Origin of the sequence: Rhodococcus sp. ARC_M6 (assembly GCF_022810305.1) — a bacterium.
Taxonomy (GTDB): domain Bacteria; phylum Actinomycetota; class Actinomycetes; order Mycobacteriales; family Mycobacteriaceae; genus Rhodococcus_F.
In genome coordinates this window covers 40,421-52,767 of the sequence record NZ_JALGQH010000021.1, presented here as the reverse complement: position 1 = coordinate 52,767, position 12,347 = coordinate 40,421, and the positions used below count along the sequence as shown (strand labels likewise).

General features: G+C 61.6%; 13 protein-coding genes. 4 read left to right on the top strand and 9 right to left on the bottom strand.

The annotated features are described in order from the left end of the window. The first annotated feature begins 36 nt into the window (after nt 1–36). From MTX36_RS20165 to MTX36_RS20155, 3 genes are all read left to right on the top strand, one after another. On the top strand, nt 37–672 hold the full coding sequence (locus MTX36_RS20165; protein WP_243621453.1) for a TetR/AcrR family transcriptional regulator: 636 nt from the start codon (nt 37–39) through the stop codon (nt 670–672). 92 nt (nt 673–764) lie between these two features. Then, on the top strand, nt 765–1,262 hold the full coding sequence (locus MTX36_RS20160; RefSeq protein WP_243621452.1) for a nuclear transport factor 2 family protein: 498 nt from the start codon (nt 765–767) through the stop codon (nt 1,260–1,262). Continuing rightward, nucleotides 1,259–2,098 carry an SDR family NAD(P)-dependent oxidoreductase gene (locus MTX36_RS20155; RefSeq protein ID WP_243621451.1) on the top strand — a complete coding sequence of 280 codons (840 nt, stop codon included), beginning with the start codon at nt 1,259–1,261 and terminating at the stop codon, nt 2,096–2,098. Before MTX36_RS20160 ends, MTX36_RS20155 begins: the two co-directional genes overlap by 4 nt. 396 nt (nt 2,099–2,494) lie before the next feature. Here MTX36_RS20155 and MTX36_RS20150 read toward each other — a convergent pair whose 3' ends face one another. The 7 genes from MTX36_RS20150 to MTX36_RS20120 form a co-directional block, all read right to left on the bottom strand. Continuing rightward, nucleotides 2,495–3,154 (bottom strand): enoyl-CoA hydratase-related protein, encoded by a 660-nt coding sequence (locus MTX36_RS20150; RefSeq protein WP_243621450.1) that lies wholly within the window; start codon nt 3,152–3,154, stop codon nt 2,495–2,497. Nucleotides 3,155–3,167: 13 nt separating this feature from the next. Then, a complete protein-coding gene (locus tag MTX36_RS20145) occupies nt 3,168–3,815 on the bottom strand; it encodes a TetR/AcrR family transcriptional regulator (RefSeq protein ID WP_243621449.1) in 648 nt (215 codons plus the stop codon). A gap of 231 nt (nt 3,816–4,046) precedes the next feature. After that, nucleotides 4,047–4,826, bottom strand: a complete 780-nt coding sequence (locus MTX36_RS20140) for a ketosteroid isomerase family protein (RefSeq protein WP_243621448.1) — start codon at nt 4,824–4,826, stop codon at nt 4,047–4,049. After that, nucleotides 4,823–6,565: an acyl-CoA dehydrogenase family protein gene (locus MTX36_RS20135; RefSeq protein ID WP_243621447.1), complete on the bottom strand. Its 1,743-nt coding sequence runs from the start codon at nt 6,563–6,565 to the stop codon at nt 4,823–4,825. Before MTX36_RS20135 ends, MTX36_RS20140 begins: the two co-directional genes overlap by 4 nt. A gap of 56 nt (nt 6,566–6,621) precedes the next feature. Beyond that, nucleotides 6,622–7,305 (bottom strand): rhomboid-like protein, encoded by a 684-nt coding sequence (locus tag MTX36_RS20130; protein ID WP_243621446.1) that lies wholly within the window; start codon nt 7,303–7,305, stop codon nt 6,622–6,624. 42 nt (nt 7,306–7,347) lie between these two features. Then, nucleotides 7,348–8,019 carry an O-methyltransferase gene (locus tag MTX36_RS20125; RefSeq protein ID WP_243621445.1) on the bottom strand — a complete coding sequence of 224 codons (672 nt, stop codon included), beginning with the start codon at nt 8,017–8,019 and terminating at the stop codon, nt 7,348–7,350. Nucleotides 8,020–8,143: 124 nt separating this feature from the next. Then, complete coding sequence (locus tag MTX36_RS20120) at nt 8,144–9,889, bottom strand: proline--tRNA ligase (RefSeq protein ID WP_243621444.1); 1,746 nt, start codon at nt 9,887–9,889, stop codon at nt 8,144–8,146. Between the two features lie 55 nt (nt 9,890–9,944). Between MTX36_RS20120 and yaaA the strand changes: the two genes are divergently transcribed. Beyond that, nucleotides 9,945–10,685, top strand: coding sequence for a peroxide stress protein YaaA (gene yaaA / locus MTX36_RS20115; protein WP_243621443.1), 741 nt, complete (start codon nt 9,945–9,947; stop codon nt 10,683–10,685). An 85-nt stretch (nt 10,686–10,770) separates the two neighbouring features. On the opposite strand, the gene MTX36_RS20110 is transcribed toward yaaA, so the two are convergent. Further along, the gene (locus MTX36_RS20110) at nt 10,771–11,691 is read right to left on the bottom strand and encodes an NAD(P)-dependent oxidoreductase (RefSeq protein ID WP_243621442.1); all 921 of its coding nucleotides are present in this window, start codon (nt 11,689–11,691) and stop codon (nt 10,771–10,773) included. Nucleotides 11,692–11,867: 176 nt separating this feature from the next. Beyond that, nucleotides 11,868–12,296: a CBS domain-containing protein gene (locus MTX36_RS20105; RefSeq protein ID WP_243621441.1), complete on the bottom strand. Its 429-nt coding sequence runs from the start codon at nt 12,294–12,296 to the stop codon at nt 11,868–11,870. Between the last annotated feature and the right edge of the window lie 51 nt (nt 12,297–12,347).

The window sequence follows — 12,347 nt, the reverse complement described above, 5'->3', positions numbered from 1 at the left end:
AATCGACGCTAAGGCATCAACTGATAACCTGTCAATATGTCGAGTGAAAGATCCCCGCAGCCCAAACGCAGGATGAGCGCACCCGCGCGCCGGGCACTCGTCCTGGCCGCGGCCACGCGAGCCTTCGCTCGCGGTGGATACTCGGGCACCAGCACCGACGCCGTTGCCAAGGAAGCCGGCGTATCCCAGCCGTACGTCGTTCGCATGTTCGGAACAAAGGCAGATCTGTTCCAGGCCGTGTTCTCGCGCGCGCTGGGCGAGATCGTCCGCACCTTCACCGACAAGCTGGACACACTCCGCATCGAGCCCAGCGATCCGCAATTCTGGGCGGAACTCGGCACTTCTTACGGCGAACTAGTCCTCGACCGAGATCTACTTCTTGTCATGTTGCACGGATTCGCCACCAGCACAGACGATATCGCCGCCGCCTCACGATCCGCGATGGCCGAGATATACACCCTTCTACGCAATCGAACCGGCTGCACCCCCGCGCAGGCCCGCTTGTTCATCGCCAACGGCATGCTGATCAATAATCTGCTTGCAATGAAGGCGCCCGAAAATGTCGACGAGGATCCTGCACTGGGAGAACTGTGGACCAGCGTTTTCGGCGAATCTGCGGCAATTGCGCTCGCAGTCGCCGGGACCACGACTGACACTGACCCAGTTTCCTAACCGATCAATGGGATCCACGTCACAGGCGTGACCGAGTGAGCCATACAGTCGATTCGACACATCACGGGAAACCCTGACGAAAAGGACCGACGTTGGATCTCGCACAACGCATCGACGCACTCGAGCAGATCGAAGAGATCAAGAAGCTCAAGTACCGCTACTGGCGCGCCTGCGACGCCAAAGACCCGGTCGGGTTTCGTGACAGCTTCATTCGGACCGGCGCTTCCATCAACTACGGCGGGCTCGGCGCGTTCGACGACGCCGGCCCCATGGCCGACATCTTCACAGCGGTTGCCCTGCGGCAGGTGGAGGGCAAGTACGCGGTCCTCGACATGCATCACGGCCAGCATGCCGATATCGACCTAACCTCGGAGACAACAGCACTCGGACGATGGACTCTCAAGTTTCGTCAGATCGACACGGTCCGTCGAACCGAGAAACTCATGACCGGTGAATACGACGACGCCTACGTGATCGAGGACGGGATCTGGAAAATGAGTCAGTGCCATTTCACGGAGACGTGGTCGATCACCACTCCCCTGCACCCCGAAGCCGTTATCGCCGAGGGCATGTTCGGCGGTAAGCGATGAACGCGCAGAAGGTCGCCCTGGTCACCGGTGCAAGCCGGAGCGTCGGCAAAGGAATCGCGCTGGCTCTGGGCAGCGACGGCTGGACCGTCTACGTGACTGCCCGCGGCGAAGTCGGCACCGGCTGCGCCTTGGACAAGACCGCCGCCGAAATCACCGAGCGCGGCGGGCACGGAATCGCAGTGCAGGTCGATCACAGCGACGACCAGCAGATCGTGGACCTGTTCGCGCGCATCGCGGAAGAGCAGTCCGGCCAACTGGACCTTCTGATCAACAACGTCTGGGCCAATCCGGCCGGATATGCAGGTTTCAGTGATCCATTCTGGAAACGACCTGTCGCGGACTGGGATTCGCTGATCGGGATCGGTTTGCGCGCGCATTACGTCGCCTCCGTGGAAGCCGCGAAGTTGATGGTTCCCCGCGGTAGCGGTGTAATCGGCAATATTTCGTCCTTCGGCACCCGCGGATATCTGCATTCGGTTCTGTACGGCATGTCGAAAGCCGGACTCGACAAAATGGCCGCGGACATGGCCGTCGATTTGAAGGGCACCGGAGTCACCGCCCTGTCCTTCTGGCTCGGCTTGATCCGGAACGAGCGGATGGAAGCCAGCGAAATGACCGACTTCGAGGGCTTCTCACTCGCAGAGGCGGAAACCCCGGAGTTCGTCGGGCAGGTCATCACCGCTCTCGCCAACGACCCCGAGGTCAACACTCGCAACGGCCACACCCTGATCACGGCGGAGACCGCACTCGATTACGGAATCACCGACGCCAACGGCAAGCAACCGGCGTCACATCGGAACGCATTTGGCGGTGGACCGCTCTTCGGACCCGCCTAGATCCGACGCGGTAGCAGCGTCGCCTGTCGGGTCGACCGGCGGCGCCACTACGCGCGCCTTGAGCGCGAGGCAGGCACAGCCGATCACCACGACGCCCCCCGCGACGACGGTGGACGACAAGCCAATGCGCTTTGCGCGCCCGGGGTGATCAGCACGTCGGAGTCCCGGACAGTAGAAGCGCCCGCTCTCGGATTCCGAAGCATTCGCCGCAAGTTGTCTTGCGGACGACCTCTCCATCTCACCCGGCGCCGAATGGTTTCGGCAGAACCAACCGCCGCGTACATCCGCTCGGGGAGCGACTACAACCAACCGACAAGGCGCGCAGTCAGATTTGTGTCGCCGGGGGGCAGTCCGGGTGGTCGTCGGCGGGACGACCTTCGTCGGGCGAGGAGATAGTCAGTTTCGGCGTTGCCCCAGTGCGGCCGTGACCGAGCTGTACATGGTGGTTTTGATAGCTGCGAGAGTGCCGCGGTCCTTGCCGGCGATCGGCGTCAGTCGGCCGAGTGCAGCCGCCACCAGTTCGCTTTGTGAAGCGGTACCGTCGACGAGGCCGGCGGCCAGGGCATCGGCTGCGCTGTAACGGTGTCCGGTAGTCATCGCGGTGATCGCTGTCTGCGGTGTGAGCTTGGCCTGGATCAGGGCAGCCATTCCAGGGGTGAAGGGGATGTTGATGTCGACTTCAGGGAAGCAGTAGTAGCCGCGGTCCTCGCGCATGAGGCGGTAGTCATGCGCGATGGCGAACATGGCTCCGGCGCCGAAGGTGTGGCCGTTGACGGCGGCGATAGTGGGCAGCGGGTAGGTGAGGATCCGGTTGAACAGGTCTTGGACTTGCTGGACGTACCATTCGGCGCGGTCACCGTTGGACATCAGCCATTCCAGATCCAGGCCGTTGGAGTAGAACTTGCCCGAGCCGACGGTAATCAAACCCTTTGCAGTGGAATCGATTTCGCTGAGATGAGTGGAGATCGCCTCGAGCCATTCCGGCGAGAAACGGTTCTCGTCGTCGCCCAGGGTCAATACGGCAATGTCGTCGCGGTAGTCCAGTGTTGCGGTCATCGTTGCTGTCCTTCTAGTTGCCGGTTGTCGTGGTTGAAGGTGGGGATTCGGGTGGAGGCAGGGCCAGCACGGCCCGTACCGCAGCCGCGAGCCGTTCGCGCACTGCAGGATCGGGCGTACGTTGGCCTCGCAGGAGGAGTGCTGTGGGTAGTTCGACGACACAGTCTTTGATGACCGCTACCGCCTCTCGGTCGGCTCGATCCCACATCGCCAGCGACAATCGGACCAGCAAGCCGGCAATCGACGTGTCGAGCGCACGGAGGTCGTTCGCGATCTCGGTAGGTATGTCGTTGGCACCGAGAAGTTCGCTGCGTCGCACCGTGAGTAGGAATCGGCCCGAGAGCGGAAACTCGAGCAAGAATCTGGCGGGTGCGTCCGCGGCAGCAATGACAGCGTCGATTGCTGCTCCCGGCGCGGATTCATGACTCAGCACGGCATCGACTGCCTCGCTCTGTACGACCAGGAACCGTTGCGCAGCCCGCAGCCAGACCCTGCCGACCAAACCGGCTCGGGAGCCGAAGGCGTGGTAGATCGCGCCGTTCGACACCGAGGTGAGCTCCGAGAGGGCGCGAACGGTGACCGCAGCGGCGCCGGTATCGACAGCTAATTGCTCCGTGAAATCCATCAGCTGCTCGAGGTCGTGGGTGCGTGGTCGGGGCATAGACACAACATAACAGAGCAGGCGCTCTGTTATTTGTGACGGTCACGGCACACGTTGACCAGCTACGCACAACGATCGGAGGCGAAACCCTCACCTACCCGGCGGATCAACCTCACCGCGCGCCAAATAGCAGCAGGTCCGTGACTTGCCGTTGCAATGAAGACGCTCAGCAGACCTCGAAGCAAGACTGATCGGGTTCGGCACAGCAACCGGTGCGCCGAACCCGAGTACTCAGCTTTCGGTAAAGAACTGCACCCGATTGATCCGATGCCCCTTAGGCTCGAATCCGAAGAGCGCAATGCCCGGCTCCCCGCACACTACGACGCTCACGGTGACGGTGCGGCCCGCAGCGAGGACCTTGCTCCGGGTCATGCCCGTCAGCAGATCGTTGACGTCGGCCGGGGACAGGTGCGTCCCTGCCGGAAGCTCCACGGGAATGGGTGGCGTCCGTCCGACAGTGGCAGCGTCGAGGAACCTCGTCGCCGCCTGCTTGCCTTTTGCTCCGACGCCCAGGATGCCGCGGGAGAAGCCGAGCGCTCCCCCGATTCCCTGATTGGAGAGCAGTTGCGGGGTCAGCTTGGCCCCGGCCTTGAGACCGTCAAAACCAGCAGCGGCGAGTTGCCGCAGCATAGTCGCCAATTCCCAATGGGCGTAGAGGCTTCCGATGCGAAGGTCATCGGGTTCGCCAACCACGTCGTAGCGCAGATGCATCGGAACATTCAGCACCACCCCGGTCGACATCTCCGTGGCGAGGCTCAAGTCACGCCACACCGTTTGTCCACACACGATGTCGCGTTCGACGTAGAACGTGATGGTGTTCGGTGCGATAAAAGTGTCGTAGAAACTCTCGATCGCCGACGTTCCGTTGTGCGGGCGTGAGCCCACGGGATCGTTGATCTGGCCGTCACCGGCGAAGAGCGCTACCCACGTCGACCGATCGTGCGCGCCTACGGCTTTGGGGGATCCCTCCACCACCGCCATCAACTGGTCACGGGTCACCGGGGCGGTCATGGGCGCATCTCGTAAGCGCCGTCGTATGCCTTGACGTGCTGCCAGACGCGATCGAATCGCTCGCCGTCGACGTGTGGCTTGCGCACCGAGGCCAGCGCCCACGCCTGCTGCTCGGGTGTCGACGACGGCTTTCCGTGCAATGCAATCGCATATCCGGAGAAGTCGCGAATCTGGAAGTCAAATATTTGATCGATGATGTCGGTATCCAATCCCGTAATTTCTGCTTGCTCGAGGATCAAATGACCATAGACGACCAATGAGAAGAGATGTCCGATATTGAGCATGAAATCAAGGTCTTGGCGCTGCTGCTCGTCCGGCGCTGCCGCGGTGAGCAATTCGGTCAATGCGATTGCCTGCTCGTAAAAACGTGCGACGTTCGGAATCCCGGAGTGCTTCTCGTAGACCGGCTTCCACTGGTGAAACCTGATCTTCGCGGCGCCGCGAGTCGGTCCCTGATTCCAGAAGAATTCGTCGTCGGCAGCGTCCAGGCGGGTACCGACCTCGGGGAACTCTGCCGGGTTGAACAGGTAGTTCGGTAGAAACTTGAGGATCAGACCGACATTGACGTGGACCGTTCCCTCTAGCTTGGGCAGGGTGCCGATTACCTGAGCGGCCTCGCGGAAGTACGTCGACTTCTCGTAACCCTTGGCAGCAATCACGTCGTGCAGAAGGCCGACAACGCGCTCGCCCTCCGACGTGACCTTCGCCTTGGTCAGGGGATTGAACAGCAGGTAACGACGGTCATCGAGGCTTGCGCTCCGGAAGTAGTCGACTGCCCGGCCACTGAACTGCTTCATCGCGATCAGACGGGAGTAGGCGTCGACGAATGCCGCGCGAACGTGAGCAAAATCAGTCACGGGATTTCCGTACAGAATTCGGTTCTGCGCGTGAGTGATCGCCTCGAAGAAGGCGTGCTCGGTAATGCCGATCGAACCGGTGCAGAGGTTGAACTTTCCGACGTTCACTGTGTTGAGGGCGGCTTCGAATGCTGCGACACCGGTGTGCAGGATGTCTTCCTCACGGACCGGGTAGTCCTCGAGACGGAACGTGCTGACGTACATCTGACCGCGCAGGACGTTGTCCACCAAGTGGTAGTTCGGGTGCGCGCTGTCCGCGACGAAGAATACGTACCCTTCAGGCCCGTCCACGTCGGTACGACGCCCGAAGACCGACACCATGCCGGCGATGTTGCCGTTCCCGATGTAGTACTTCTCGCCGCTCGCGAGGAAGGCCGAATCAGCCGCTGCATCACCCTGGGAGGGAGTGAGCAGCATGTCCGTGGAGTACACGTCTGCGCCGTGTTCGCGTTCTGAGAGCCCGAACGCCATGACCCCGCCGTCGGCAAGTTCCTGAGCAGCACGCTTCTTGGCGGCCACATTGTCGCTCATCCAGATCGGCCCGAGACCGAGGATGGTGACCTGCCAGGCGTACCAGTACGCAAGTCCGTAGAACCCGAAGATCTCACTGAGCGCCGCGTTACGGGCGCCGTCCCAGCGCCTGTTCTCGTCGCCGTCAGCGAATGCCGACGGCGTCTGGAACGTCGCGAACAACTTCTCCTTCTTGACGAAGTCGAGGAAATCGGAAACCCACACGGCGTCGAGATCGTCTTGGAGCAATTGCTTCTTGCCGCGATTCTCAAACCACTCGATAGTGGCCTTCAACAGTCGCCGGGTTTCCGGATCGAACTGCGCGAAGTCTGCGGTGTGGGGGTTGAACAGCAATCCGTCGGTGTCAGACACGTCATACCTTTCGTCGATTCCGCCAACCTACCAGCCAGTAACTTAGCGTGCCGAGTTCATAGGACGCTGGGGATCCTTCGTGACGGCAACAAGTCCCGCGGATTCCATACCGCCGGCCTCGCGCGGGTGATCGGGTAGCACGCCAATCCGAGAAGCAAGGCGGACATATGGCCCACAGCCGTGAAATTGGTAGCAAAAATCAAAGGCACTGCATAGAAAATCAACGCACCGGCCAGATAGACGTAGCGCCAAGGCTTTGCGATCAGATAGACGAGCACACCGACGATTCCCGCCAGTCCGTAGCTGACACCGACATCGAGCGTGTTGACTGCCGACTGGTCCACGTAGCCGTGCCGAATGCCTTCGTAGAGAACACCTTCGCTGAGGTACGTCGCTCCGACATGGGCCACCACGACAACACACAACCAGCGCCACGTGCCGAGCCACCGCTCCGCCGTCGCATGAAAAATGGTGAACAACACGAGGTAACCCAGCCAACCGCCGCCTTCGAGCCAGAACGCGCTCGAGAACAAGACTCGGATCGGATTCTCGGCGAGGTAGTGCAGATTGGTCGACCGCCGACCGAGGAAATGTTCTTGGACATTTTCGGGAAGACGTCGTAGGAACAGCGTAGTGAAAAGCAAAGCCAGCAACCAGATATACGTTCCGGGCGCACTGCGAACCCATGCCCACACCGACTTAACAGCCCACACCGACTTTGCCGTCTGCCGCAGTCTCACCGTTTCGAGTGTGCGCTCACACGTTCACTAGTGCAATAACGTTCACTCGTTCACGAGCGCAATGGCAAACCCGTCCCAGCCCTTGGAGCCGACGGTCTGAATGGCGGTGCCGTCGAGTTTCGGCTCAGCAGCGATCATCTCGAGCACAGCGCGACTGGCCTGGACTCGCTCGTCGTCGATATCGGGGTTGGAGACGTGTCCCCCACGCACCACGTTGTCGACGATGATGACCGTACCCGGGTGCGAGAGCGCAAGGGCCCATCGCACGTACTCACAGTTGTTTTCCTTGTCCGCGTCGATGAACACCAGGTCGAAGGGACAGAGTTCCTCTTTGACAATGCCGGGAAGGGTATCGAGCGCCGCTCCGACTCGGATGTCGACGCGATCGGCCAAACCTGCTCGTTCGATGTTCGCGCGCGCGACATCGGCATGAGCCGGTTCGAACTCGAGGGTGATGACGCGTCCTGACGGCCCGACTGCGCGAGCCAGCCAGATCGTGCTGTATCCACCCAGCGTGCCGATCTCGAGGACGTTGCGCGCCAAGCACATTCGAGCCAACAAATGCAGGAGCTTGCCCTGATTCGGGGCCACGTCGATGGGCGGCAGACCGCCTTCGGCATTGGCGGCGAGTGCCGCATCCAAAGCGGGGTCTTCACCTACCAACGTGGACACGAGATAGCCGTCGACTTCTGCCCAATCCGGTTCGCGGTCCATGGATACAGATTGTGGCAGAAAAACAGAGCAGCCGCAGATACCACGAAAGGTATCTGCGGCTGCCACGGTCGCGCGGAGCCAGGGGAAATCTGGAACCGGGCTCGAGCGGGGTCAGTGTGTCGAATCAGCCACGCACGGCGCTGATGATTTCATCGAGCGCCGACGCTGCATCGATCTCACGGCTCTCGCCGGTGAAGCGGTCGCGGATCTCGACCTTTCCGTCAGCCCAACCGCGGCCGACGACAACGACGGTGGGAATACCCAGCAGTTCCGAGTCCTTGAACTTCACTCCGGGCGAAGCCTTGCGGTCGTCGAGGATGACCTCGAGGCCCGCACGATCAAGCTGCGCCGCCAAACCCTCGGCACCTTCGCGAGCGGTTTCGTCCTTGTTCGCGATCACCAGGTGCACGTCGGCCGGCGACACCTCGGCCGGCCAGCGCAGGCCCTTCTCGTCGTGATGCTGCTCGGCGATGACGGCCACGAGGCGCGAGATGCCGACGCCGTAGGAACCCATCGTCGGGCGAACCGGCTTGCCGTTCTCGGCGAGGACGTCGACGGCGAACACGTCGGTGTACTTGCGGCCGAGCTGGAAGACGTGACCGATCTCGATTCCGCGGGCGGAGACCAGCGCGCCGGCGCCGTCGGGAGAGGCATCTCCGTCACGGACCTCAGCGGCTTCGATGGTTCCGTCGGGCGTGAAGTCACGGCCGACGACCAAGTCGACAACATGCTTGCCGTCTTCGTCGGCACCGGTGATCCAGCTCGTACCCTCGACAACCCGCGGGTCCACGAGATAGCGAATGCCGTTGGCCTGCAGGGCCTTCGGACCGATGTATCCCTTGGCCAGGAATGGGTTGTTCTTGAAGTCGGTTTCGGTGATCATGACGAACTCAGCGGGCTCGAGCGAAGCCTCGAGGCGCTTCTCGTCGACCTCGCGGTCGCCGGGGATGCCGATACCGAGCAGTTCCCACTCGCCGCCGGGCAGACGGGTCTTGACCATGATGTTCTTGAGTGTGTCCGCAGCGGTGACCGTACGGCCGAGACCTGCGCCGTTGGCCCAGTCGACGAGGGTGTCGATGGTGGGCGTGTTCGCGGTGTCGTAGACCTTGGCCTCGGGCAGACCGTCGATCGGAAGCGCGTCGGGAACAACCGTCTTCACGGCCTCCACGTTGGCGGCGTAACCGGACTCGAGGCAGCGCACGTAGGTGTCTTCGCCGATCTCGCTCTCGGCGAGGAACTCCTCGGACGCACTGCCGCCCATCGCGCCGGACGTCGCGGAGACGATGACGTACTTGACGCTCAAGCGCGTGAAGATCTTCTCGTACGCGTCACGGTGCGCCTGGTACGACGCGGTCAGTCCCTCGTCGGTGAGGTCGAAGGAGTAGGAGTCCTTCATCAGGAATTCACGTCCACGCAGAATACCGGCGCGCGGACGCTCTTCGTCGCGGTACTTGGTCTGCACCTGGTACAGAGTGACCGGGAAGTCCTTGTACGAGTTGTACTCACCCTTGACCGTCAGAGCAAAAAGCTCCTCGTGGGTCGGGCCGAGCATGTAGTCGTTGCCCCGACGGTCCTTGAGACGGAACAGGTTGGGGCCGTACTCGGTCCACCGGTTGGAGGCCTCGTAAGGCTCACGCGGCAGCAGAGCGGGCAACAGGATTTCCTGTCCCCCAATGGCATTCATCTCTTCACGGACAACGCGTTCTACCTCGCGCAGCACCCGCAGACCCAGAGGCAACCACGAGTAGACGCCGGGGGCGATACGACGCACGTAGCCGGCACGGACCAGCAGTTTGTGGCTGGCAACTTCGGCGTCCGAGGGGTCGTCACGCAGGGTACGCAGGAACAGGTGGGACAGACGGGTAATCACGAGGTCCAAGGATAGTCGGCGCACTCGGTTATCCAGGCGTCGGTACGGTATCGGAGTGCTTGTATTGCTGCCTCCCTCAGAAACCAAGTCCGACGGCGGCAAGGATGCGCCCCTGGATCTGGCCGAACTGTCGATGCCCCAGTTGACCGAAACACGCGAATTGTTGGTGCAGACGCTGGTCGATCTGGCGGCCGATGTCGACGCGTCATGCGCAGCCTTGGGCCTCGGACCGACGCAGGCCGACGAGGTGGAACGCAACGCGAAACTCTGGGTCTCGGCAACTCGGCCCGCTTTGCAGCGGTACACCGGCGTGCTCTTCGACGCCCTCGACGCGAAGTCGTTTACCCGCGCCCAAAAAGCCAAAGCTCTCGACCGGATCGCGATCGGATCCGCATTGTTCGGCGCAGTTCGCGCGGGTGACTTGATTCCCGCCTATCGACTTTCCGGTGGCTCCAAACTGCCGGGAATGGGAACACTGCGTTCACTCTGGAAGCCGGAACTACCGAAGGCACTGGCTGCCGAAGCCGACGGCCTGGTCGTCGACCTGAGGTCAGGCACCTATCAGGACCTCGGACCGATCCCCGACGCCGTGATCGCGACGGTTCTCACCGAAAAGCCGGACGGTTCTCGTACCGTCGTGAGCCACTTCAACAAGCATCACAAGGGACTGCTCGCGCGGGCTTTGGTGATATCGCGTGCCGAACCGAGCGACGTCAAGGGCGTCGCAAAGGTGGCGTCGAAAGCTGGTTTGCGGGTGGAAATCGCGTCGGAGCGCGAGCTGATCATTCTGACGTAGCTGCACTTCCCCAAGACGATTCTGGGGACGGACGAGCAAAGATAACTGGGCCGGGCAATCCTGCGCCGACCCAGCTATCGCCAAGTCATCGTGCGACAGTGGCGTCCTTCACGGTCTCGTACATCGTCGCAAGCGCACGCGCGCAGTCATTCCGGGTGTAGCCGAGCAGCGCGGTGTCCTCGGCAGCCGGCTCGTACGCAATGACGTTGCCGCGTCCCTGGACGATATAGCTGTCCGGGAGAATCGGGTGCTCCTCGTTGCGTTCTTCGATGACGCGATCGCCGCCAGTGGCAGCAAGAAGCAACTGGAAGTACTGCTGGTACGTAAGGCTCTCGTCGCCGATCAGGTACGCCTTACCCGATTCGGCGTGCTGCAGCGCGCCCCAGATTGCCTCCGCGAGCGAGCGCACCGACATGAAGTTTGTGCCGCCAGCCGGTGCAAAATCGGGAATCTGCGCCTCGTTGCCCGCAGCCCACGAGAACATCTTGCGGTAACGCTTCGCTGACGCTCCGCTGATAGTGCCGAGAATGGAAGGCGGATTCAGGGTCGAGACATTGAAAGTCTCGTCGGCTAGCGCGCGAGCTCCCTCGTCTGCAGCTTTTCGCGCTGCGATGTACGGCATCGTCTCCGCCATCTCAGGACGCAGGTGGTGGTAGTAGCTACCGACCTGAACGAACCGGGCAACGCCGGCTTCCTTGGCCAGCGCCGCAAACCGCGGCACCCCACCGGACTGCGTCTTCTCCCAGAACTCTGCCTCGTCGACGCCGCGGCCCATGTGGCGCACGTCCTGTCCGGCGGCAAAGACGATGGCCTCGAACGGCGCAAGCTGCGCGGCCGTAAAGGTCTGCTCTGTGTAGTCACCGAGCAAGACCGGGAAGTCCCCAACGGGAGAGTCGTCGGTAAGCGGATTACGCGCGGCCACCGTAACGTCGTTACCCATCTCGCGCAGATAAAGTGCCGTGTTGGCACCGATCATGCCAGTTCCGCCGACAACCAGGATTTTCATAAAACCTCTTCTTTATAGGGGAAATGCTCCAATCCGAATCTAGGAAAATTCCGCTCACTCGGGAGTCACTGCTCTCACCGAGCGGGACCGAGAATCCGACAAATCGCCGTCATTCGACGTGAAATCGCCTTTGCCACCGGAAATTGTGATCGAACGGAACCTGTCCGAACAGTCGATCAACCCTGGTCGATGTACGACTCGAGTTGGTCGCGCTCACTCTGCAATTCGTCGATCCGACTCTTCACGACGTCACCGATGCTGACGATGCCGAGCAAGCTTCCGTCCTCGATAACCGGCACGTGACGGATACGACGCTCGGTCATGATCGCCGCAATGCTGTCCACCGAATCGGCAGGCACGCAGGTGAACATGAGAGCAGTCATCACATCGGATACTTCGGTGGACAGCAGTTCCGGGCCACGCTCGTGGAGGCGTCGCACAACGTCACGCTCGGAGATGATTCCGACTACCGCGTCGTTGTCCAGGACGACCATGGCACCGATGTTGTGGCGGGCGAGGTCGCACAGTAACGCGTTCACCGTGGCATGGGCGTCGATCGTGACAATGCTGTTGCCCTTGTTGCGCAAGATATCCGCAATCCGCATCGTGGCACTCCGATCATGTAAAGAATCTCGGCTCCCCTTGCAACGATCGTA

Bases quoted from the DNA above. Each gene is read 5' to 3' on its own strand.
- MTX36_RS20125 (WP_243621445.1), bottom strand. From the start codon at position 8,019: ATGGACCGCGAACCGGATTGGGCAGAAGTCGACGGCTATCTCGTGTCC.
- MTX36_RS20165 (WP_243621453.1), top strand. From the start codon at position 37: ATGTCGAGTGAAAGATCCCCGCAGCCCAAACGCAGGATGAGCGCACCC.
- MTX36_RS20110 (WP_243621442.1), bottom strand. From the start codon at position 11,691: ATGAAAATCCTGGTTGTCGGCGGAACTGGCATGATCGGTGCCAACACG.
- MTX36_RS20145 (WP_243621449.1), bottom strand. From the start codon at position 3,815: ATGCCCCGACCACGCACCCACGACCTCGAGCAGCTGATGGATTTCACG.
- MTX36_RS20150 (WP_243621450.1), bottom strand. From the start codon at position 3,154: ATGACCGCAACACTGGACTACCGCGACGACATTGCCGTATTGACCCTG.
- MTX36_RS20140 (WP_243621448.1), bottom strand. From the start codon at position 4,826: ATGACCGCCCCGGTGACCCGTGACCAGTTGATGGCGGTGGTGGAGGGA.
- MTX36_RS20105 (WP_243621441.1), bottom strand. From the start codon at position 12,296: ATGCGGATTGCGGATATCTTGCGCAACAAGGGCAACAGCATTGTCACG.
- MTX36_RS20155 (WP_243621451.1), top strand. From the start codon at position 1,259: ATGAACGCGCAGAAGGTCGCCCTGGTCACCGGTGCAAGCCGGAGCGTC.